Origin of the sequence: Bremerella sp. P1, from assembly GCF_028748185.1 — a bacterium.
Lineage (GTDB): Bacteria > Planctomycetota > Planctomycetia > Pirellulales > Pirellulaceae > Bremerella.
The window spans coordinates 4447711-4470967 of sequence record NZ_CP118164.1 but is presented as its reverse complement, the minus strand read 5'-3'; the positions used below and the strand labels follow the sequence as shown (position 1 = coordinate 4470967).

Here is a 23257-nt window from a genome sequence, read left to right as displayed (position 1 = left end):
ACAAAGCTCACGTCCAACGGATGGAATGTCGCCTGCTCGAATTGGCCAGGGAGGCCAAACAGTGTCGCCTTGATAATCGCAATTGCCCGAATCCGCCGACCTCCCCGTGCGGAACCCTCTTCGTAACAATACTCTCGTTGTCTCAAACGCCTAAGTCGTTGAAGATGCGAGACTTCGGGAGTTCGAGTCTCTCTCGGTCCCCCCTCAGAACAAAAGGGACCCGTCACGAACCGAGCAGCTTTCGGTTAACAGAAACGTCGCGCTTTGCGTTAACCCCGCTGTCATCTTTCAGGGGGTATCGAACTTTCGACAGCCGAGTTAACAGTTTGCGCGAACGGTACGACCGGCCACCGTCTTTGGCGAATCGAATCCGGGCGCTCTGAAGCGTCTTGCCGAGCCGTGTCACAGGGGTGCAAAAAAGAAGTCATCCCCAGTTTTACCAATGACTTCGGCATTGTATCGCGATGAAGAATCTGTACCACAGCTTGCTGCTTTTGATCGCCGGATCGACCCAGAAAGAGCTGGCCGCCCAGATCCGCTACCTCAAGGTCGAGAACGAGGTGCTGCGGTCCAAATTGCCCAAGCGCGTCTCGGTCACCGCCCAAGAGAAGAACCGGCTGGTGAAGTTCGGATCCAAGCTCGGCAAGGCGATCAACGAGATTGTGAGCATCGTCGCCCCCGACACCCTACGCCGCTGGATCCGGGAATCGAAGAAGCCCGGAGGCATCAAGCAGACTCGAAAGGGGCGTCCTCGGACCAAGGAGGAAATCCGCGAGCTGATCATTCGCTTCGCGCGGGAGAATGACTGGGGCTACACGCGGATCATGGGCGAACTCAAGAAGCTTGGGATCAAACCTCCGTCGCGAAACACGGTGAAGAACATCCTCAAAGAGAACGGCCTCGAGCCAGGTCCCAAGCGCGGCGAGGGCACCTGGGACGAGTTCCTCAAGATGCACGCTGCCTCGCTGTGGCAATGTGATTTCTACGCAAAGAAGGTGCTCACACTGAAGGGCTATCGCGACCTCTACCTGCTGATCTTCCTCCACGTCGATTCCCGCCGCGTCTACATCTCGCCATCGACGTTCCATCCGAACGAAGAATGGGTTTCTCAGCAGGCGGAGCACTTCCTTAAGCACGCCGAGTCGGAAGGCCTGGAAGTAAAGATTCTGATGCATGACCGCGACACGAAGTTCACCGAGTCATTCGACGCAGTGTTCGAGTCCACGAGTGTGGATGTCAAGCATGCTGCATTCCGGTCGCCCAACACCAACGCGTTCGTCGAGCGGTTCATCCAGACGCTGCAGCAGGAATGCCTGGATTACTTCGTGGTATTCGGCCAGGAGCACATGGACCACATCGTGAGCGAGTTCGTCACACACTATCACGAAGAGCGCCCACATCAGTCGAAGGACAACGACATACTGAAACTGCCGGTGGCGAGCTCGGACGGCGACGAGAAATCCAGCAGCGGTGGTTCATCGGCCCCGGATCCCACCGGCATCGAATGCCGACAGCGGCTAGGTGGGCTCCTGAAGCACTACCGCCGAATGGCCGCGTGACGAAGGCCGGCCATAACCCCGCAGTCACAGGTCCGAATTGGCTTCCCGCAACTTGTTTTTCCAGTAGCGAAACTGGAAGACCGCAGGGTTATAACAAAGGCCGGTGTCCCATGACGTCGGCCTTTTTTCGTTTCTACGCCGAGTTTTGCCAGCTGTTTCTATTCGACCGACTCTCGGACTCTCGCTCTCGTAAAGTCGCGCGATGATTTTGTGCCACGAACGTTGGCCGATCTCGGTCTCAAATTTGGCCAAACTCTCACCACTCTCTGACTCTCACGCCGTTCGGGTTATCAGGGGTTGGGACCTCTCGACCGGTCGTTTTAGACAGGGTTGCTTTCGGTAAGCGCTTTGCACGAACCGGCAAGTCTCCAAATCAGGTTATGACCAGCGGGCGAGTTTCCGGGCAATTCCTGAAAACTCCGGCTTTCACGGCGAAACGGCATTTTGATTTCCAAGATGGCAAAATGGACGTGCGGACCGGGAAATGGACTGGTTTGGCGGGGTCCCCAGTGAATCCGGGAAATCGAACGTATTTTGAACTCCCACAGGAGGAGGGTTCGATCCACCTCGCCTCCATACAGAGTCGACGTAAAACTCGGCTCGAATGAAAACAGGCCCGGAAGTTCATTCTTCCGGGCCTCGTTTTTTGCGCAACGTGTCGCGGGTTTTTATCGCTTTCCGAAAATCGGCCGGCGAGTTCACAGGACGCACCTCTCCGAAAATCGGCACCAAAAAGGCTAAAATCGGCCCAAAGGCTCAAAGTCACGGGACGAGGCCAAATTCGTCCTGCGATAGATGACGTTGAAAAAACAGGGGTGAAACGCGTTGGCACAAAATGGGGTTTTGCATCACCCCGCCGGTAGCAACATGGCGAAAGACCCCGTCCTGCAACTTATTGGGTGGCGTCACAATCCGGTGGTCTAAGGTTCGAATTCGGTTCGGTCCACTTGAAACCCACGGTAGCGAAACATCGCGGCCGTGGGGTTTTGCATTGCGCTGGGGGAGACACCATCAAAAGTGAAATTCGAGTTCTCTGATGACGCTACAAATCACTGAAACTCGACTTTCGACTAGAAGGCAGGACGCTCCTCGAACGGTGAGTTACGCGCCGATTGACGCTCGCGGTCGGGAAGCGTTCCGTCTTAAAACGTGCTTCACGCAAAGATCTCTGTTACCGGATGCCTGTCCTCCACTCCAGAAAGCTTGAGAGCCAGACCCTGAAACGGAATCGTGAGTCGACGGTGATCGATTCCAAGTAAATGAAGGATCGTTGCGTGCAAGTCATTCACGTGGACCGGATTCTCCGTGATGTTGTAGCCGAACTCATCCGTCGCGCCGTAGGTCAAGCCAGGCTTCACGCCTCCTCCGGCCATGAAGATCGAAAAGCTCCTGGGGTGATGGTCGCGACCATAATTGGTCTCCGTCAACGTGCCCTGGCAATAAACGGTCCGCCCAAATTCACCTCCCCATACGACGAGCGTATCCTCCAGCAAACCACGTTCTTCCAGGTCCTGAAGCAAAGCGGCCGTTGGCTGGTCCGTGTCGTAACACTGCTTTGTCATATGGTCGGGCAGATTGTCGTGCTGGTCCCAGCCCATGTGAAACAACTGAATGAAACGCACGTCACGTTCCGCCAAACGCCGTGCAAGAAGGCAGTTTCTGGCGTACGTGCCGGGCTTGGTCACCTCAGGTCCATAGCGTTTCAAAACGTGTTCCGGTTCCTGCGAAAGATCCACGAGATCTGGAACCGCAGTCTGCATTCGAAAGGCTAATTCGTACTGCTCGATCCGCGTGGTAACTTCGGGGTCAAGCGTGCGCTGCGCAGTTGCCTGATTGAGTTTGCCAATATCATCTAACATTCTTCGGCGAACCTGCGGTGGACAGCCGGCCGGATCCGTCAAATACAGAATCGGATCGTTACCGCCACGCAGTTTGACGCCTTGGTGTTTGCCGGGTAGCACACCGCTTCCCCACAATCGATCGTACAAAGGTTGCCCGGCGGCTCGCCCGGTTCCGCGAGAAACCAAGACTATGTAGCTGGGCAGATTCTCATTCGCTGTTCCCAAACCGTATGCCACCCAAGATCCCATGCTTGGTCGTCCGGGAAGCTGCGACCCCGTTTGAAAAAACGTAATTGCAGGATCATGGTTGATGGCTTCGGTGTGCATCGACCGAATCACACAGAGCTTGTCAGCCTGGTCGGCAATATATGGCAGTCGATCGCTGACCCATGTGCCGGCCTCGCCATGCTGGGAAAATTTGAATAGGGATGGAGCAATCGGAAACGACTGTTGGCCGGCCGTCATTCCAGTTAAGCGTTGTCCCATACGCACCGATTCCGGAAGCTCAGTCTTGGCAAGCTTGTTCAGCCCCGGTTTGTAATCAAATGATTCAAACTGAGATGGCGCTCCTGATTGAAACAGGTAAATGACACGTTTTGCCTTGGGTTCGTGATGTGGCAAGCCTGGCAACTTGCCTGATACATCGGAGCTTGAGGCGGACAAAAATTCGGGGGCTAACGTACACGCAGCGATTGAGCCCAAGCCAACGCCGGTGTTCCGCAAGAAAGCACGGCGATTGGCACGCATTCCAAATTCAGCAGTCATGGCACTATTCCTTGGTGATAGTTGTATCGAGGTTTAAGATAATCGAGGCGACCGAGGTCATCGCAGCAAGTTCGGCAGGATCCGAGGTCTTGGTGGTTGACTCTCCAATGGCGAGAAGCTTTTTCGCTTCGCCCGGCTGCGCGTTGTAGATTTGCAAGTAGTACCGGAAGCCATCCTTGAGCGTTGTCTTTTCAACAAGGGTCGCTGGACGAGACATTGCAGCAAACACCGCAAAGTCAATGCGATCGTCCAGAGTTTCGCCGCCTTCACTCAAAATTCGCTCCGCAAACTTCTTTGCTGCTTCGACGTAAGTTGTGTCATTGAGAAGGGCAAGCGCCTGCAGCGGAGTGTTCGTGTTCGCTCGTTTGATTTGACACTTCTCCCAACTTGGAGCATCAAAGGTGGAAGTCGTTGGATGAGGAACCGTTCGCTTTCGGTAGGTGTACAGGCTTCTTCGGTAAAGATCGTCTCCACTGGATTGTTTGTAGGGACCGTTGTTGGCACCTCCCGCCAATTCGTCCCAAAGACCATCGGGCTGATACGGAAAGACGGACGGACCGCCGATTTCTTTGCTGAGCAATCCACTCATCAGCAGCGCGCCGTCTCGAATCTGCTCGGCGGACAAGCGATAGCGGGGGCCTCGCGAAAGCCACCTGTTTTCACGGTCAAGTTCGAGCTTTTCCTGAGTCAATTCAGAAGCCTGCTGGTAGGTTGCACTAATTACGATTTGGCGATGCAACCGTTTTAGGTCCCAGCCGTGCGAACGAAAGTCGTCCGCCAGCCAGTCAAGAAGCTCCGGGTGCGAAGGCGGCGACCCCTGAATTCCAAAGTTGTCGGGTGGATTCACAAGGCCTCGCCCAAAGAACTTCATCCACGCGCGATTGACGATCACACGAGCAACGAGAGGATTTCTTTCGTCGACCAACCAGCGTGCCAAACCAAGTCGGTTCCGGGGCTGATCCTCCGTCAACGGCGGAAGTGCTTCTGGAACACCGGGCAAAAGATCGACACTTTTGTCGGGCTGATCATACTGCCCCCGATTGAGCCGCCAGGTCGGACGATACTGACCGGCTCGCTCCCGCATGACCATCGTCGTTTGCTGCGACGCGATCAACTGCTTTCGTTGTTCCAGAAGTTTTGCTTTTTCTGACTGAAGACTGTTTGAAAACTCGAGGAAGTCCAACGCAGCATCGTCCGCAGTTGAATCGAGACCGGATTTCGCCACACGATCGACGTGCTGGATGACATCCAGCTTCATTTTCAATGCAACTTGTTCGTCTGTAAGAACAGAGTCGTACAGGCTGAATTGGGAGATCTTCCCCCGCAGGTGCGACGACTGACTCCGTTGTCCGATCTTGAACGCTGCTTCGGTCACCGTTGATTCGGTGAGGCTGTCCCGTTCGGTTGTCGTCGCAACGGGCTTGCCATCAACGTAGATTTTGAACCCTGCAGCTTTCGAATTGCCTGTATACGTCACAGCGACGTGGTTCCATTTGCTCGGCAATGCATCCTTCGACAAGACCGCAATGGCATTCGAATCCCAGGCCGAAATCAAATGGACTTTGAGTCTTCCGTCGCCGAGTATCAGAGTATCAACACCTCGGTAGCCTTGAGCTTCATTCATTTTTCCGAAGATTGCGCCGCGTGCCTCGCCGTGTACCCAGCAAGTCCACGAAAAAGGTTGGTCTCGTTCGAAAGTCGTGTCGGGATTGTTATCCGACGAAAACGCGTTCTCTTTACCTTCGAACGAAATGGCCTTGCCCGCGGGCGACCACTGCAGTTCTTTGACGCCCGTATCGTCACAGGACCAGGAAGATTGCGGAATGGAGGGGCCGGATTCCTTCGAAGTTCGCCATTCTTGCAGGACAGCTATCGCGCCGGAGTCGTCACTTGCCGCGGCCTTTCGGTCGAGTGCCTCGATTTGTCCATCAAGCGAGGCTAATGCGGCCACCTGCGCAGGCGTTGGTGTCTTGATTAACGGCTGGGTATTGCCGCGTCTTTCTGTGTAAACACCCGGCTCATCAACGTTGTTAAAGAACGCGAAGAATTCGAAGAACTCTTTCTGGCTGACCGGGTCGTACTTGTGGTCGTGGCAACGGGCACAGCCCATCGTCAGCCCGAGAAAGGCTGCGGCTGTCGTCTCGGTCCGATCGACGCAATTCTCGATTCGCCACTCTTCATCGATTGCTCCACCCTCCGTCACTGTCGGGTTATTTCGATTGAATCCCGACGCGATCAATTGAGATGTCGTCGGCTCAGGCAACATATCACCAGCTATTTGCTGAATGATGAACTGGTCATAGGGCATGTTGCTGTTGTATGCATCGATTACCCAATCACGCCATACCCACATGCTGCGGACGAAATCGTTTTGGTAGCCGTTGGTGTCCGCATATCGAGCGATGTCGAGCCAAGACACGGCCATCTGTTCGCCGTAATGCTTTGATCGAAGAAGCTGATCAACGACCTTCTCGAACCGATCAGACGACGTATCATCCATAAATTGCTGTACCTGTTCGGGGGTCGGGGGCAATCCGATCAGGTCGAGGTACACGCGGCGAATAAGTGTCCGATCGTCCGCTCTTCCGGATGCCTCCAGACCTGCTTCTTTGATGCGTTGCAGCACAAACCCGTCGATCGCCCCTTTGGACCAGCCACTGTTGTCGGCGGGAACGCTCGGTCGTTTGATTGGCTCAAATGCCCAGTGACCCTGCCATGGAGCCCCTTGGTCAATCCAGTCCCGAAGAAGTTTTTGTTCCGAGGAACTTAATGGTTTTCCATGCCCAGGCGGCGGCATGACGACGTCGGGATCGTCCGATTCGATCCGTGATATCAATTCACTGTCATCTGCATTTCCCGGCTCGATCGCGAAGTCTTTTGCCCCGGCCTCCGTATCCAGTCGCAAGTCAGCTTTTCGACCGTTCTCGTCGGGGCCATGGCATGCGAGGCACCTATTGGCGAGCAAGGGCTGGACTCGCTCGCGAAAACTGATCTCTTGCCCAGAGCACTTGGCGGACAGTAACATTGCGAAGACCGTGCCCAACGCACACAGGAATCGCGAGGAGTTCAATCGGAACGTCGAGTTAGACATACGGCATCAATCCAAATAAGAATTCGTTTCGTCGTGTTTAGGCGCAGACCGTGCTGACGGACTCCACAGCAGCCATCGCAACAGCGTGATCGTCTTCAACTGTGGACCCGGAAACTCCAACGGCACCGATCACGTCACCGCTTTCGTTGGTAACTGGAAGGCCGCCAGGGAAGGAAATCAGGCCTCCGTTGGAATGTTCGATGTTGAATAACGCTCCGCCGGGCTGAGACAGTAAACCAATCTCGCCGGTGGCCATATCAAATTGTCGAGCCGTTCGGGCCTTTTTGCAGGCGATGTCAATACTTCCAAGCCACGCCCCATCCATACGATGGAATGACTTCAGGTTGGCTCCTGCATCGACGATTGCGATGTTCATTTTTGCACCGATGTCCTCGGACTTTTGAATCGCAGCCGCCAACATCTTCTCCGCCGTTTTTTCGTCCATCTCTTTCATCATCGTTCTGTTCTCTGTTTTCAATCTTGTAAAATCGTTGCGTTGCAGTCTTCTCGGAGGCCTGCCCAGTGATGCCTCTCAACGGATCCAATTATGCCAGGAGGCGTTTCGATGGTCTTGTAGAGACGTCGCAAAACATTGTACATTTGCCGCATGGCAAATCCGAAAAAACAAGTGAACGCTGCAACGAAGCCCGCTTCGCAATGGCAGGGCCAGTTCTTCAAACGTCTTGCTCGCCCCCGCACATTGCTGGATCTGTTCGACGTGATTCCGGGCGTGAGCATGTACATCAAGGACACCGAGAGTAGATGGGTGCAATGCAGTCGCTCCGTGTGCGAGCTTGTGGGAGTCGAGCATGCGGACGATTTGATTGGCCGTACCGATTTCGATTTTTTCCCGCCTGCATTGGCGGCCCAGTACGTGTCGGAAGATCAGCGAGTCATCCTTTCCGGGGAAGCGGTGTTGGATCAGGTATGGATGGTTCCCGGATTGAACGGCCTACCGCGACTCTATCTGTGCAGCAAGATTCCGTTGCACGACCGCAAAGACAATGTGATCGGCCTCGCCGGATTGAATCGCCCTTACGAATTCTCTGCTGACGATTCTGCGGGCTACAGTCGACTCATGAGCGTCATCACGTTCGTGACGAAGAACTACGCTCATGACATTGAAGTCACCGATATGGCCGAACATGTGCACCTGTCGGTCAGTCAGTTGCAGAGAGAATTCTCAAGGAGCTTCGGCATTACACCCAACCGTTATTTGCGCGAGGTGCGTGTCGGGGTCGTGCGTCACCTGCTCGCAAACAGCGACCAGCCGTTGAGCACGATTGCAACCGACTGCGGATTTTATGATCAAAGTCACCTGACCAGACACTTCAAGTCAAGTACGGGCCTGACACCGCTTAAGTATCGCCAGCGGTTTCGAGTACCGTAGGTCCAACCGAACCCATCTACAGGTTCCATGGGTCCGAGTTCCAGGGTTGATGCCGATTTGGACTCCAATCCCCTATTGTCGCCGCTTAAGTCAACGCCGGAAACACCTGCACACCCAGTCGCTGGCCCCGGAACCGGACCAGTTGGATCCTTGACCGACCCTGGCTCCCGTCAGTCCAGAGCCAGTACATCGCGACAACATGCTTCTCGACTTGACTGGAGGCAATCCCAGTAAGGTCTAAGATGACGTTCACCGTTGAGTTGTAGTGTCAACCAATCTGGATGTGTCGAGGAAAGACTTCGGCCAGCCTGCATCAATATAGGGCCGTGAATCAAACGAATTTTCCGGCGTTGTTACGTCGATCAGCCGACGACGAGGAATCTCTTGCTTTGCTCCCGCCAATTCAACGGGATCCCACAATGAAGCTTGGTCAGACTGAGGCCAACCGGAGCCCGATCATCCAGAATCACCTCGACGATATCGGGAGCCAGAGAATTGAGGCGGAGCATTCGGCGAACGTAACTCACATCAATCTTTTTCGCGGATGCTAAATCCTCCACTGTCGAAAACTCACCCGACTCCAGCTCTTCCTGCCACTGCCAGGCACGGGCAAGTGCGATAACCGGCTCCGCTTTCAACAACCCGTACCTTTTCTGGGTCGCGCATCAAACCACCGGATTCTGACATTGCCCGCCGGAGCCAATTTTACAGATTCGCGTACCGATACAGCGTGGACCGCGAGATTTTCAGCGTTTCGCAAATATCGTCCACCTCCAGGGATTTGTCCGCCAACAGAGTTTTCGCCAGCCTGACCTTGGCGTCGTTGGGACTCGTTTTCGGACGGCCTCCCATTCGGCCTCGTGCGCGGGCGGCAGCCAAACCGGCTTTGGTTCGTTCCTGAATCAAACGCCGTTCAAACTGGGCCAACGCCGAGAATATGTTGAAGATCAACTCACCCGAGGCACAGGTGGTGTCAATTGCACCTTCGCTAACCGACCGAAAGCCAATCCCTTTGTTACGCAAGTCTTCGACCAACGTTATCAAATGACGCATCGATCGCCCCAAACGATCCAAACGCCAGACAACAAGAATGTCACCCGGTTGTAGGGTCTCCAGGCATTCGTTCAAACCTGGCCGGTCAGTTTTTGCTCCCGACACCTTATCCATGAAGATTGCCTTCGTGGGGATGCCTTGCTTGGTCAAAGCATCGATCTGCAAACTCAAATCCTGATCGTCGGTTGATACGCGAGCGTAACCGAAAAGTCGTGGCTTTGGCTGAGAATGTTCCACTACCGGTACGATGAGTTGGCTGTTCATGGAATTCCATTCCCCTTTTGTAAATGGTCGGCGGTAACTGCGTCGGAAGCGATTGATTTTCGGATGTTCGCCAATACGTCGATGACGTTTTCGACAACATGCTTGGTGTCGAATATTTCCATGGCGCACAGGCGAACCGTTTTTCGGCTCTGTGATTGTGCTTGATCAATCGCCTGTAAGAATTTGGCGAGTGCGGCGGCGTCTTCGTCTCCAGACACGCACTGACGACCCGGCGGTAAACGATCAACCACGAATCCGGTTTTGCCATGTTCGACAAACGGTGCACCAGTACGAACACCCACAGTAGGACAACCAGCCAGCAGGATTTCCTGCAAAGCCAACGGCCCGTGATCGTCGTCCGCAAGGTAAGCACACGCGCGGGATTGTCGGGCGGCCGCGTAGAGTTCTTCGCGCTTGTATTTTCCGTAGTGGATTTGGATGTGGCGCGGGTAGAGTTCGGCCAAATGTTCCAGGAGTTGGGGACGGTGACCGTTCTTGGCATAAATCAGCAAGTCGTATTTGTCGGACAATGGTCCGCCGGGCCTGGGATCGATTGGGTAGGGCCACATGACGATTTCGGACTGATTGTCCGGCCCGCGGTGCTTGGTGATTAGGTCGCGATACCATTCCGAGTGGCAGAACATGGCGCGGCAGTTCTTGGCGTCCAGTAATGCGCATTCTTCCGCATCGATTCGTGGGCATGAAGAGTCGGTAAAGAGCATGTTTGGGCCTTGAACGAAAGGGAGGCCCTCGGAATCCCACCAGGCCGCGTAACGGCGGTCGGCCCAGTTCCAGAACCAAGGTAATGCTCCTTTACTGACAGGTAGCGATTTGATTGAAAGCCAGTCGAGACCTTCGGCGATTCGTTTCTTGAGTTCTTTTTGCAATGCAAACATCCCGTTCGATGGCCCGTTGCCACCTGGCGAATCTACCGGGCCGATCAATTCGACTCGCATCTTGCCATCGTCATGTGAAACGTGGGGCGCGAACGTGAATCGACGAATAACGGGCAATGTCGAGAAGTCACGAGGCCAACCGGCTGCGACCGTTGATTTGGTTTGATCTCGGTCATTTCCCAGCTCTCGGTATCCGTTGTCGTCCATGTAACTCAGGTGGTAACTGCAGTTGTCATATCGGTAGATGTAGAAAGGATCGTTCAACTCGCACGGATCGAATGCGGTGACGCCTGCTTCGTTCAAGCGACCGGCCAGTTCCTGGTCCTCGCCGTTGTTGTGAGGTCCATAACCGCGAACGCGATCGAAGGCGGTCTTTCGAAATGCCCATCCGCCGTGATAAAGACCGGCTGTATCATGTTCTTTCAGCCCATCGCCATGTTCAAGCAACACGAGACCGGGCCGCGACCATTCTGCTTGGCTGAGCGCTTCTGCGGTTGCTCGAAACCAATGGGGTAAATAGATGTCGTCGTCATCAGCGATCAAGACTCCCTCAACGTCGGGCGATGCCAACGCGGCGCACGCGTTTCGCTTCTCGCCCAGCGATCTGAATCGCCGCGGGATCGACACCAGCCGCCAGCCATCGCCGGCCTGGTTCTCGTACTGGCCCGCGTCGTCGAGGATCACGAGTTCGCGCAGTTCGGCGGGATAATCCTGCCGGAGGAATGATTCGACGAGTTGTCCCAGCGTGTGGGGACGTCGGAACGTACAGCAGAGTGCAGCCAGCTTCATGCGAGGCCTCCTGGAAACCGAAGTGCGTCCGCCAGCCAGTCAAGCGGCTCGTCGCTGACGACTGTGGTCCAGGGGAGTCGCCGGGAATCGGTGAATCGGTAATGAAACTGGTCGAAAGCTTCGCCGTAGCGATAGTCGGGATGCTCGGAGTCGTGGCCGATCATGAGCCGGCAGCGATCGCGAAGCACGAGCGCGTCATGTCCACGGCGTGGTGGCGGTTCGTGGTCGAGGATTACCACGTCCCAGTCCTGGTCAAGAATCATCGCGTCGTTGTAATCGGGCACGAACAGAAACTGGTGCCGGTGCCGCGTGATTGGCTGGTAGATTCCAAGAGCCGACACGCGGCTGTACCACTCGGGATTCGTTTCAATCGTCCGCACAAGCCGATCCGTGGCGAACGCGGAAACGATCGGCGTGCTGAACCAGCCGCTGCCAAGTTCCAGCACCGGTCCCGAGGTGTGTTCGAGACAGGCAAGCAGCGCTGGGATGTGTGTTGCAAACGGGTTCATGCCGACTCCTCCCTTCGCTTGCCACGCTGTTCGATCCGTTTCACAGCCGTCTGCCACGTCGGCGACATGAGCGTGCCGTGCATCACCTGGCTCTTGGCGATGTGATGACTCGTGATGCCCAGCTCACGTCCGCAGACATCGCACAGCGCACACGTCTGCTGGTGGGCGAACTCGGGATCGAACAGATCCTTGAGTTGCTTGGTGCGGACTTTCAGATCCAATACGCTGTCGATTGCGCCACCGATGGAGCAGATCGCGTAGCCGCCGGCATCGACGGAGATTCCGCAGCCAATCGCCGCGTGGTTATGGCACGGCCGATGGTTGATGACGCCGAAGTCCGTGGGAGCCAGAAAGAAATCCGCCTGCGGCAACACCATGCACCCGTCGGCTTTGATCGTCTCCTCACAGACTTTAGCCTTGCCCTCCGCGCGAATTCGCTCGAGCATTTCCTTCGCCGCTGGTCGGTAGCCGTTCGACCAGATTTCCACACGGCCGGGCGACAGTTCGTTGGCAATGTCGATAAATGCGAACAAGTCGCGGTGGAGTGTCGGCTCGCCGCCGAGAATCACGATCCGTGGAAACCAGCCAAGCTCTCGCGCCTGCCGATTGAACTCGCGGGCGTCGTCCAGCGTCATGTCGGGTGTCGTCGGCGGCAGGAAGCAGAGACGATTGCAGTTCGGACAGTTGAGATCGCACTTGTAAGTGATATGCCACTCGGCTTCGTTGCTCTTGGGTGTGTAGTCGGGCTTGTCGTTCATGCCACCTCCTCCGGCTCGAGCGTCCCTGCGTATGTGTGAGCGTGCGGAATCCCATCGACGTCGCTGACGTACTGGCCCACCGAGCGGAAGAGCTGCTTCCAGGATTCCCACAGGCGTTTGGGATTGGCCAGGTCCTCGACGAGCCGCTCGCGCGCCGTGTGGACAATGCGCTGCCGCAGATCTTCGTCGTAGGCAAGGCACGCGGCGTAGTGGGCCAATTCACAGTCGTTGCTGCCAAGGAATCCCGTCACGCCATGTTCGATCAACTCACGCCAGCCCCAGTCGTTCTGGGCGACGATCGGGACGCCGGCCGCCATCGCTTCCAGCCCTGCGCGCGGCCAGTTTTCGCGGGCGCCGCCATTGATGGGCAAGAGACAATGCAGTGTGGACAAAAACTGTTTGACCGAGATCGCCATCGGCTTCAGACAATCAGCAAACACCGGCGGCGCTCCGAGTTTCTCGTGTGTCCGCTGGTCCATGCCAAGCATCAACGCCCGTTTGTTGGCGTACTGAATCCCTGAGTAGATGGGCCAGGTGTTGCTCGACCATTTGTCCGTGTCGGGACGTGCCATGCGACCGACGACGAAGACCTCGCCGGGAGCGTGTGGACGTGGGGTGAACTCGAATTCATCGAGATCGAAGGCACCGCGAATTAGATGGCCACGCTCGGGTGTGTAGCCCAGCTCAGCGAGCTGCGGTTCCAGTTCCGAACGCTGAAACTCCGACTGAAACACGTAAGCGTCGGCTGGACCGATCTTCCCGAAGCACTCCCGCTCATGATCGAACATGAACGTCATGCAGTTGGCCCACACCAGCGGGCATCCCAACTTGCGAAACTGCTCGGCGTGGGCGATGAATTGACTGTTACAGAAGCTCACGACCGGAGAGCCAGGCAAATTGGGCACCTGGTCAAGCTTGTCGGGACTCACTACGTGCGTCGTGCAGCCAAGGGCGTCGACGCGCGCACGCCATGCTTCGTCACATCCCCACGTCGGAATCAGATGGACGTCGACGCCGTACTCAACCCACAGCTTCACCGTGTGCCAGGCTTCGGTGTTAGCGCCGCCCATCTCTCCAGGGTATCCAATCAGAAAAACGCGCATTCGTGAACTGCTCCGTGTTAAGGCGGGGGTGGGATGACTTCGCTACTGCTGAGTTCGGGCTCCGGTCCACTGGACGAACTCGAGCTGCTTTCGCTTGATGAGCTTTCGTAAGTTGATGACTCCGTCACAACGCTGCTCTCTGGTCCACTGCCGGAATCCCCTGAGGACGAACCGCTGCCAGACGAATAGCTACTGCTGCCGGACGCGCCAGAGCTTGACCCGCTGGACGAACCAGAAACGTCGCTACTGCTCGGCTCGACCACGCTCGAACTTGGCTCCACCACGCTGCTACTTGGCTCAACGGTGCTGCTGCTCGGTTCCACCACACTCGATGACGGAAGCGATGATGACGGCAGCGAGGACGACGGTGCCGAGCTTGAGGGAGCACTGGACGAACCGCTGGAAGATCCGCTCGACGATCCACTGGAAGACCAAGACGAGCTGGAAGACCACGAGCTGCTCGAACTCCACGACGACGAACCGCTGCTGGATCCGCTCGACGAACTTGAACAGTTGGCACAGCAGCAACAGCCAGCTTGATGGCTGAATGTCCACGGACCTTCGTATCGCGACAGGGATCCGTTTGAGAAACAGATGGAGACTGCCCGCGTGTAGACGTTGAGTTTGTCGTTCTCGCAGCGCACGTCGGTTTCGTAGATCGTCACACAGCTTTCGGGTCCGCTTCCAGAGGAGCCTGACGATCCACTGCTTGAAGGTCCCGACGAACTGCTGCCAGATGAGGAACCGGAGGACGAGCCCGACGACGATGATCCGGACGAGGAACCAGATGAAGATCCTGAAGAGGAGCCGCTGCTGCTACCCGAAGACGAACCCGATGAACTGGACGAATATCCCGACGACGAACTGGACGTGCCGCTGCTCGAACCTTCGCAGCAACCTTCACCCAGCGAGATGACTTCCCACTTGCAGCTGTCGGCAAAGTGCTTCGCGAATCCGTAGGTTCCCGCGGGCACACTCGACGCCGTACCACCGCCACCTCCGCTTCCCTGGCATTTTTCAAGACAGACGACGCCGAGCGCATCGTGGACCGTGAATGTCAGCGCGACCGGGCACCACTTGCCGTCCTTGTAAAGCACCAGCTGGGCCTGGGCCGAGCCGCAGCGGGCTAGCGTTGTCGTCAGCTTGAATCGCCAGTGGTCTTCGTAGCCGCCAAGCACCTGCCAGCGGCATTCCTGGTCGTTCCAGATGCACCACACCCAGTCGCCGCAACCGAACTTCGCCGGCACTTGGCCAGTCGCTTTGTGCAGAGCAATGACGCTGGACCGTTCCGCCGGCGGATACCCCACGGCGTGCCAGACCGTTTGCGCCGGCTCACTGACATCGGCCGAATACGTGCTGCCGCTGTTGAAGTAGAAGACGGGCCGGCAACCGGTCATCTTCATCCAACCGTCCGGTTCCGGCGGATCGGCCAGCGTGCTGCCCGGAGCCCAGGTTCCAGCCAGTTCAAAGATCGCGAACCGTGGACGATCGCTCAGACGCACGACCGCCCACTTCACGCCGGTGCCCGCTTCTTTCCACAGGATGCGGGCAGAGCCGTACGGCACCGAGCGCAGCGAAGTCGCGTTGCCCGCTTCGATATCCGCAAAACCGTCCGACTCACGGATCACGTTGACGCGCGCCACCGTGACACCGGCTGCCGTCGCGCGGCCAATGCCATCCACAGGGAGCGGCTCGAGCAAGACAACGAACTTCTGACAGTGCACCGGCGTCTTTGGATCACTTGGCTGCGCTTGCTCGCTCGGCTCGTAGCCCTCGAAGGCGACCTGGTTCTTGAACTGCTGCTCGTTATCCGTGGGGCTAATGATCGGGTCGTCGATCATCAGTACGTCGTAGCGGTCCCGATCAGCTCCGCTCTTGTTGCGGACCTTGATGATCCCGCTTTGACGCAGCGGCTCGGTCGACTCCTGCGCGACATCATGCCGGCGCTCGCGGACGAACCGCACCGCATCCAGAAACGCGTTGTACGCCTCGGCGGGAATCTCCAGCTTCTGACCAGCCTGAGCCTTCTTGAGAGCGTCTCCCATCGGCTACGTCCCTATGCCCAGGCCAGCGAAGTTGCCCTCGTCGTAAACCTTCTCGACGTAGACGGCGATCGGTTGCTTCACCAGGACCTTCTCATCCTCGGCGTCGGCGTACCGGACCCAGATGTATTCCCACCCCTTTTTGTTGATGCCCGTGATGTCGCCGATGGTGAGCCCCGATACGTTCGGGCTTGCGGCAAAGCGATACGTGATCTCCCAGTCTTCTTCGCCCCGCTGCGATCCCGACGCTCCTAGGAACAGCACTTCACCCGCAGCGAACCCTTTGAATCCGGCGTTGTTCACACGGCCGGTGAGTCCAAAGAGAGTCGCCTTGTACGCTCCGGTCACCAGCGCAATGTCGATGTAGTGTGTCTCGGTGAAGCTGTAGACGGGGATCGTGACGTCGGTCCCTTCGACGCTGTCGTGCGTGACGCCGATCGCTCCTTTGAAATCGGGTGCGACCTTACCCGCTGGCGCGTGCTTGGAAATCGTCTGCAGGCTCTGCGTGATGTGCGTCGTGCCGCCGCCGGTGTCAAACGAGAACGATGAGTCGCCAGTGTCCTTTGGTTCCTTCTTGCCGTAGCGAACCGAGACATCCCACGTGCCATCGCCCTGGTGTGCGATGTGGTAGTCCTGGAACACGAGGCCGGCATAGATCGCGGGAATCGTCGATTCGACCGTAGCGCGGACCGTGGCGTCGTTGTCCGTTCCCTGAACCACGTAGAGAAGATCGACCGACGGGCTTTCGATACCCACCGTCGACTCGCGACTGTCGAATTTCTCATCAATGGTTACAGGCATGTGGGAACCGTCCTACGCAAACACCAATCCGCCATGCTGGGCTTCGCGCACCAACACGCCGAGCTTCTTGTCCATGGCTTCCACCGACCTGGCCGTCCGATCCGCGGGCCCGCCCGCACCGAGTCCGCGCAGTGCAGCCGCATTGAATGCGCCCTGGACACCAACCGACTTGTTCTCGACCTGGTCCAACGAGCCACCGACGTTGCCGATCTCGGAGAGCTGCTGTTTGAATTGCTCAAGGCGATCCGGGCCGTCGTCCTCGCCCGTGACTTCTGCGGCGGCTCGCTTCTCGGCGGCTTCCTTGAGCGCTGCTTCCCACTCGCGACGAGCCTCGGCGAGTTTGTCTTCGGAGGTTTCCAGAGCGGCCCGGTGGCGTTGTTCACGCTCGGCTTGTTCCTGGGCCTGCATCTGGTCGAGTTGCTCTTGAGCGCCAGTCCGGTCCCGTTCGATTTCCCGACGTCTCCGCTGTCGCTGCTGATCGCGCTCTAGGATCTGTTCGTTCTGCCGCTGGTCGATCTCCTGATCCTGCTGCGCGATCTCGTCATTGATCCGTTGGATCTCCGCTTCCGCGTCGGTGTCCGTGAATACCGATTTCACGCGGGCCCAGACCTTCTTGAAGAAGCCGGCGAAGCGATACCAGCCCTTCTGCAGCGCGCTGATGAAGATCGTCCAGGCGTCAGTGAGAAACGCGATCGTCTCCACCCATGCGACCTGGATCCCGGCCCAGGCATCGGTGAGGAACCGCGCCAGGTTGTAGACCGCGTTCTGAAAGACGCTGACGAAGAAGCCTTTGAAGTCGAGCCACTTGGCTTCGAGCCAGTTGATGCCTTTCTGCCACTCCATCTTGAGCGTCAGCCATAGGATCTTGGCCGCCAGCGACAGATCGCCGGCTGCTAGGGCATCACCGATCCCCTGGAACGCTGCGAGTGCCGTGGTTTTAAGTGCCTGGAACCTCTCGCCGAGCCAGCTGAGCGCCTCGGCTCCCGCGCCAGTCGTCGTGATCAGGTAGGCTCCCAGTCCCACGAGCGCCGCGATGACCAGGCCCACCGGGGAAACAATCGCAGCCAGCAGGGAACCAATGGCGCTTAGCGCCGTGGCGAGTCCACCAGCCGCGAATGCGAGAACGCTAATCGTTCCACCGAGCCCCACCAGCGCGACCCCCGCAGCAAGGATTCCGCTGACGATGGCCACCGTGGTCAGGACGACTTGGCGGTTCTCACCGATCCATTTTCCCAAGGCAGATAGGAACGAAGTGACACCGCGCACCGCCGATCGGAGTTCGGTCCCGAATGCTTCGCCGATGGCGATCGCCACGCCTTCGAGCGCCGAGAGCAAAATGGTCACATCGCCTTTGAGCGTGTCGAGTTGCGTGCCGGCAATGCGGGATGCGGTACCCGACGAATCACCGAGTGCCTCGGTGGCTTCACGCAGCCGGTCAGCGCCCTGCGATACCAGCTCGGCGGCACCCGCAGCTTGGCGTGCGGGGAAGATGGTCCCCAGCGATCGGAGCTTTTCGCCCGAACCAGCATCTGCCAGAGCATTTTCCAGGTCGGCGATGATCTCGGTCAGCGAACGGACGTTGCCGGCGCCATCGAGTACGCGAACTCCCAGTCGCTTCAGTTCCTTCTCGGCTTCGGCCGAAGGGGACGTGAGCGAAAGCAGCATTCCCCGGAGCGTGGTGCCCGCCATCTCGCCTTGAATGCCGGCGTTGGAAAGCAACTGAATCGCGGCTGTGACTTCCTCAAGAGACACACCGGCCGTCTTCGCCATCGGTCCCACGAACTTGAAGGCATCGCCCAACATCGTCAGATCGGTGTTCGCTGTGGTCATCGCCTTGGCCATCACATCCACGGCGTTGCCCAGTTCGTCGGCAGAGAGTCCCATTCCGGCCATGATCTTGGCGGCGATGTCAGCCGCTTCGGCGATCTCAATCTGACCAGCGGCTGCGAGGTTCAGCGCCGGACCGATCGCTCCCAGGATCTTGTCGACGTCGAATCCGGCCAAGGCGAAGTAGCTCATCGCCTCCGCTGCCTGGCTGGCCGAGAACACGGTGGTCGCGCCCAGTTGCTTGGCGGCGTTCTCCAGCCGCGCGAAATCATCTTCCGTGGCCCCGGTCAGCGCTTTGACGCGGGCCATCTGCGACTCGAAGTTGGCGAACGTCCGCGCCGAGAGTGCGAACGGCGTCGCGGCGAGCGTCCCGGCGGTGAGCAACTGCCTGCCCATCTGGGATACGGAGCGACCAAACGCTTTCAGCTTGGCCTGCGCTCGCCTGAGTCCGCGCACGAGGCGTGAGTCGTCGACGAACAGTTCGACGAACGCCCGACCAGCGCGAATTCCCGATGCCGTCGCCATGATCTATTTCGCGTTTCCTTTCCGGTTGTCCACGAACACATGTTTCAAAATGCCGACGCCCGCCTTCATGGTGACGGGCTTGCGTGCGGTGAATGGATTGAAGTCGTCGGCTGTGTAGCGACCAGCTCGCTTGGGATCGCGGTGGATGTTCGCCAGCACCGACAACACCAGCGACGTGTGAGACCAATGATCCCGTTGTCGCTCCTCGGCCATCAGCCACAGTTCACGCAGCGTCAGGAGACCGGGGTGGATTCCGAGGATGCCGGCGAATCGCCAGACGAGTCGCCAAGCCTTCGCAGCTCCGCCAGCAGTTGTGCGTCGAGTTCCGGACTGTCCAGCCGCTCGCTCACCACCGCCAGCATCGTCTCCTGGAGCGTCTCCAACTTGGCAAGCGCCTTCCTCAGTAGCTGACGCTTGCCCTGCGGGAAAAAATCGACCAGCTCCTCGAGCAGTGCCGTGGTTGCCAGTTCGATCGCATCGCCCGCCATGGCTCGGCCGAACTCTTCGTCCGTGATGCCCTTGGCGTCGGCGTCCTCCTTGCACACGCAATAGATGACGTCGCACAGCAGAATCGGATCGCCAATTAACCGTTCGATCAGCTTCCCCTCGACTGCTTCCATCAGGTCGATGTTCAGCAACGAACGCACGCGTTTGATTGCGTCGACGTTGACGGTCACCGTCCAGGTGCGATCCGCATTGTCTTTGAAGGTCTTCACGCTTCACTCACTCCATCATTAGGGGATCGTCATCCATTCTGGTGGGTTGGCCGAGTAGGTTGGCTTCATCGTGACGCTCACCGTGATCGCCTCTTCCAGCGGCTCGTTGCGGCTGAAGCTGGTGACCATGAAGCTGGCACGCAGCCCTTGGGAACCGGAGGCGACCACGTCCCCATCGAGGACCGCCAGTTCCACGGCTGTCTTGTTGAGGAAGGCATCGCGGATCGCGATGAAGTCGGTATCTTCCGAGTCCCAGACCATCTCGAACTCGATCGACCCGTCCTTGAGCGTCGCGACCGTGGCTCGCCAGCCGGCGTTGCCGCGCGTCGTAACGTCGGCTTCGCCCGCTTCCAGATTGAGCGTTAGGTCGCGGACGTTGGTGATCTCGTCCCACGTCGGCGTGGCGTAAGATCCGGTGTTGTGAAAGAGCTTGGCATCAAGCCCGAGTTTGACCGCCATTGGTTTCCTCCTTGGTTACTTCACGCTGTTGGCCCACAGGCCCTCGAACTTGGGAAGCTCGCGTTTCATTGCCGGTCCCATGTAGGGACGCGGCGCGTAGCGGGCTCGGCGTCTTCGTTTGGTTTTGCGACTCTCGAGCACGGCGCTGCCGCCAAGCTCATGGAGTTCGGGAACGGTGGATCGGTTGCTGCCTTGCAAGGTCGATCCGTTGAGCCGCAACGGCCCCACGACGACCGATGCTCGCCGGCGTTCGAACACGAACCAGATGTTCTTGAGCGTTGCCACGCGGTCCTGCGTATGAACGCTCGGGGGTTGGCCCGGCTCCGACGCGCGTTTGCGTTTCCGTAGCGATGACCTCGCCGCACGGCGTATGAAGCTGCCGGCACGCGACAGGTTCTTCGCGTTGGCGCGACCCACCGCATCGATCACTGCCTGGCGGTCGAAGAACATCTGTTTCTGGTTGAATCCCACCATCGCCATCGCGGTCACCTCCAGACTCGGTAAGTGGCACGCACGACGCTGGTGAACTGCCGCAACTCGTCCAGGTGTTCGGGGGCGAACACGGGATCGTTGCTGAGTTCAATCAGCCTGGCTTCAGGGAATCCCCACAGCGGATTGGCTCGTAGCAGTTCCGCAATCTCCGCGACCAGATCCGTGAGCCCGTCGAGCGTCGGCTGGTCCATGCTGCTTCGCTGCTGCACGCCGATGTCCACAGCACAGTCGAAGGCAGTGAGCGCTCGCGACAATCGTTTCTCGGTGATCGACCGTGGCACAACGCTCACGTGCAGTTGGTCCATCTCCTTGAGATCGAACTTGGGCTGGTAATGACGCACCGCCGTGACCGGCTGGCTGAACGATGCCAGGTTGATCCCTTCGACGATGCCATCGGCGACGGTCAGGAGTAGCGAATCAGTCATTTCAGACGCTCTCCTGTTCGATGCATTTGGTGTGGATCCTCAGCACGATTCCGAACGGATCGCTGGGGCGAAACGGCGGCTCGCCTCCGTAGGCGGCTACCTCGTACGTGGAAACGATCGAACCGACTGTGTCCTGGATGCGGTCGCCGCGCTGCGGTGTGACCGGCCCGGCACCGAAGTCGATTTCGACGGCCTGAATCAAGTAGTCGCGATCGGTCCACTCCATGCGGATGCCGCCATAGCCGTCATCGAGCTTGAGCAATGTGCGGCCGATCGTGGCAGAGACGGCGACTTGGCTCGCGCCGCGCAGGTAAAGGACTTCACGCGAGGCGTGAGCCTTCAACTTGCCAGCGAGCCAGTCTTGTCCGCTCTCGAGCAGATCAGCCATGTGCTATTGCCCGCTCGAGGATGGTTGGATCTGGGTTTGTGACAACTGACGCAAGAGCGCAACCAGTTCGTCAAACGCCTCTTGGTCGAGCAGCAGCGGTTTGCCGGCCGCTTGGCGTCGCGCCCGAATGAAACTGATGCCCCAAACTACGAGGGCGATGGCTGCAGGAATCGAGAAGCCCGCCATCACCAGCGTCAGCACGGCCGACCACGGAAACGTGGAAACAGGCACAGGCGCTGGAGCAGGCTCGGGCGGTTGGGGCGGAATGGTCGGGTCGAACAGGGGGAACGGCGTGTTGGGCTGGGGCCGAACCGGATCGACTCGCGGCGTCGGTTGCCACGGTGGACCGGACTGGCCGATGAGCCCGGGAGGTTCCGCTTCGTGAATGGTTTGCAGCCGAGCGATATACCGACGGATTGCGCTGCTGATGCCGCGAGCCAATCGTTCGGGATCGCCTTGGTAGACGCCCTGGAACACAACCGTGGCCGCATCGCCGTAGATGCCACTTCGCGGAGGCTGGACGATGATGGTCGGGTAGGCAGTGACCTTGATCTTCTCCCAACGGAACTTCTGGCTCTCGTCGTCTTTGTCGTAGACCTTGTAGTGCGCCCACGACTTCTTCGGGTCGTTGGGATTGGCCAGCGCGAGTAGCCATTCGTTCGTCGCCCAGTCCCGCTTGAGCTTCTCGCACGCGGCGCAGCCCCTCATCGAGAGCACGCTGATGAACCACTTGTCCGCGTCGCTTTCCGGGGGACTCATGGCCGCGATGAAGGCGTCGGCGTTCTCCTCGCCAGCCGCATGGTCGCCCACGTGCTGGACCGTATCGCCCAGCCGCATCACTTCCGCCTGATCCACTTCGGGCGGATCGCTTTGGGCGAGGGCGTTGGTCGTCAGGCAGCCGATCGCCATCAGCGCCAGAAACAAAAATCGCATGGTTACTTCCTTTCGCCTGTGGGTGGTCACCACCACTGGTAGTACTGAGGCCGCTCCGGATGCGGCGGGTAATCGAGAACCACGACCCATTGGCCGCTGGCCAGATGGAGCCGCCTGAACGACGCTTCGTCGTACGTGTCGATCCGCGTCGGAGAGTTGTTGTTGCAGACGTACCAAGTGCCCGTTTCCGGCTCGTACCCCATGAGCGTCTGGAAGTGCGCCGTCCCAGCGCCGATCGCCGCACCGCGCCCCGTTTCAGCCGCCCACTTCATCCAGTCCCAGGTGTTGGATCCGGTGATGTTGAACGCTCGGATGCCGCGACGATGGCAATAGGCGGAAACGCGCGACGGTCCCGAGCCGCCACGCTCCCGCGGGCCGTACTCGGTATCCCACAGCAGCGTTGCCGCTTCGGGCACGTTCTGATCGACGCCGCACATGCCGATCGAGCACTGCACGCACGATCCGTCCGGGTTGCGAAACCAGGTCCGAATGTCGCGGGGCAGGTCGACCGCCAAGCGGTTATCGGGGCACTCGACGGATTGACCGCTGGAGAGTTGGGCTCCAGCGGTCATGACGAGCACCAAAGCAATCAAGGTGGACTTCACGCTTCTCTTCCTTGTCACACGTGGGA

Annotated in this window: 21 protein-coding genes; 2 read left to right on the top strand and 19 right to left on the bottom strand. The window is 58.3% G+C overall.

Annotated elements, in window-relative coordinates; all coding sequences use genetic code 11:
• Positions 1-464: 464 nt before the first annotated feature.
• A complete protein-coding gene (locus PSR63_RS18815; RefSeq protein ID WP_274327220.1) occupies positions 465-1559 on the top strand; it encodes an integrase core domain-containing protein in 1095 nt (364 codons plus the stop codon).
• 1154 nt (positions 1560-2713) lie between these two features.
• On the opposite strand, the gene PSR63_RS18810 is transcribed toward PSR63_RS18815, so the two are convergent.
• The 3 genes from PSR63_RS18810 to PSR63_RS18800 form a co-directional block, all read right to left on the bottom strand.
• Positions 2714-4165, bottom strand: coding sequence for a DUF1501 domain-containing protein (locus PSR63_RS18810; RefSeq protein ID WP_274327219.1), 1452 nt, complete (start codon positions 4163-4165; stop codon positions 2714-2716).
• Between the two features lie 4 nt (positions 4166-4169).
• On the bottom strand, positions 4170-7190 hold the full coding sequence (locus tag PSR63_RS18805) for a DUF1553 domain-containing protein (protein WP_274334210.1): 3021 nt from the start codon (positions 7188-7190) through the stop codon (positions 4170-4172).
• Positions 7191-7293: 103 nt separating this feature from the next.
• Positions 7294-7713 carry a GlcG/HbpS family heme-binding protein gene (locus PSR63_RS18800; RefSeq protein WP_274327218.1) on the bottom strand — a complete coding sequence of 140 codons (420 nt, stop codon included), beginning with the start codon at positions 7711-7713 and terminating at the stop codon, positions 7294-7296.
• Positions 7714-7863: 150 nt separating this feature from the next.
• Between PSR63_RS18800 and PSR63_RS18795 the strand changes: the two genes are divergently transcribed.
• On the top strand, positions 7864-8646 hold the full coding sequence (locus PSR63_RS18795) for an AraC family transcriptional regulator (RefSeq protein WP_274327217.1): 783 nt from the start codon (positions 7864-7866) through the stop codon (positions 8644-8646).
• Between the two features lie 705 nt (positions 8647-9351).
• Here PSR63_RS18795 and PSR63_RS18790 read toward each other — a convergent pair.
• Genes PSR63_RS18790 through PSR63_RS18715 form a run of 16 tightly spaced genes read right to left on the bottom strand, consistent with a single transcriptional unit; the run spans position 9352 to position 23249 of the window.
• Positions 9352-9963, bottom strand: a complete 612-nt coding sequence (locus PSR63_RS18790) for a recombinase family protein (protein WP_274327216.1) — start codon at positions 9961-9963, stop codon at positions 9352-9354.
• Positions 9960-11648: a glycosyltransferase gene (locus PSR63_RS18785; RefSeq protein ID WP_274327215.1), complete on the bottom strand. Its 1689-nt coding sequence runs from the start codon at positions 11646-11648 to the stop codon at positions 9960-9962. The genes PSR63_RS18790 and PSR63_RS18785 overlap by 4 nt, the downstream gene beginning before the upstream one ends.
• Positions 11645-12157 (bottom strand): hypothetical protein, encoded by a 513-nt coding sequence (locus PSR63_RS18780; RefSeq protein ID WP_274327214.1) that lies wholly within the window; start codon positions 12155-12157, stop codon positions 11645-11647. Before PSR63_RS18780 ends, PSR63_RS18785 begins: the two co-directional genes overlap by 4 nt.
• Entirely contained in the window at positions 12154-12915 is a 762-nt protein-coding gene (locus PSR63_RS18775) for a radical SAM protein (protein ID WP_274327213.1), read from the bottom strand. Before PSR63_RS18775 ends, PSR63_RS18780 begins: the two co-directional genes overlap by 4 nt.
• The gene (locus PSR63_RS18770; protein ID WP_274327212.1) at positions 12912-14018 is read right to left on the bottom strand and encodes a glycosyltransferase; all 1107 of its coding nucleotides are present in this window, start codon (positions 14016-14018) and stop codon (positions 12912-12914) included. The genes PSR63_RS18775 and PSR63_RS18770 overlap by 4 nt, the downstream gene beginning before the upstream one ends.
• A gap of 17 nt (positions 14019-14035) precedes the next feature.
• Positions 14036-16063, bottom strand: a complete 2028-nt coding sequence (locus PSR63_RS18765; RefSeq protein ID WP_274327211.1) for a hypothetical protein — start codon at positions 16061-16063, stop codon at positions 14036-14038.
• Between the two features lie 3 nt (positions 16064-16066).
• Positions 16067-16861 (bottom strand): hypothetical protein, encoded by a 795-nt coding sequence (locus PSR63_RS18760; protein WP_274327210.1) that lies wholly within the window; start codon positions 16859-16861, stop codon positions 16067-16069.
• A 12-nt stretch (positions 16862-16873) separates the two neighbouring features.
• Positions 16874-19213, bottom strand: coding sequence for a phage tail tape measure protein (locus PSR63_RS18755; protein ID WP_274327209.1), 2340 nt, complete (start codon positions 19211-19213; stop codon positions 16874-16876).
• Between the two features lie 3 nt (positions 19214-19216).
• A complete protein-coding gene (locus PSR63_RS18750; RefSeq protein ID WP_274327208.1) occupies positions 19217-19426 on the bottom strand; it encodes a hypothetical protein in 210 nt (69 codons plus the stop codon).
• Between the two features lie 20 nt (positions 19427-19446).
• Positions 19447-19929, bottom strand: coding sequence for a hypothetical protein (locus PSR63_RS18745; protein WP_274327207.1), 483 nt, complete (start codon positions 19927-19929; stop codon positions 19447-19449).
• 18 nt (positions 19930-19947) lie between these two features.
• A complete protein-coding gene (locus tag PSR63_RS18740) occupies positions 19948-20388 on the bottom strand; it encodes a phage tail tube protein (RefSeq protein ID WP_274327206.1) in 441 nt (146 codons plus the stop codon).
• A 15-nt stretch (positions 20389-20403) separates the two neighbouring features.
• Complete coding sequence (locus PSR63_RS18735; RefSeq protein ID WP_274327205.1) at positions 20404-20877, bottom strand: hypothetical protein; 474 nt, start codon at positions 20875-20877, stop codon at positions 20404-20406.
• Complete coding sequence (locus PSR63_RS18730) at positions 20874-21305, bottom strand: hypothetical protein (protein ID WP_274327204.1); 432 nt, start codon at positions 21303-21305, stop codon at positions 20874-20876. The genes PSR63_RS18735 and PSR63_RS18730 overlap by 4 nt, the downstream gene beginning before the upstream one ends.
• A 1-nt stretch (position 21306) precedes the next feature.
• On the bottom strand, positions 21307-21693 hold the full coding sequence (locus PSR63_RS18725) for a hypothetical protein (protein WP_274327203.1): 387 nt from the start codon (positions 21691-21693) through the stop codon (positions 21307-21309).
• Positions 21694-21696: 3 nt separating this feature from the next.
• Positions 21697-22626 carry a hypothetical protein gene (locus tag PSR63_RS18720; RefSeq protein WP_274327202.1) on the bottom strand — a complete coding sequence of 310 codons (930 nt, stop codon included), beginning with the start codon at positions 22624-22626 and terminating at the stop codon, positions 21697-21699.
• A gap of 26 nt (positions 22627-22652) precedes the next feature.
• Positions 22653-23249 carry a hypothetical protein gene (locus tag PSR63_RS18715; RefSeq protein WP_274327201.1) on the bottom strand — a complete coding sequence of 199 codons (597 nt, stop codon included), beginning with the start codon at positions 23247-23249 and terminating at the stop codon, positions 22653-22655.
• Positions 23250-23257 lie beyond the last annotated feature (8 nt).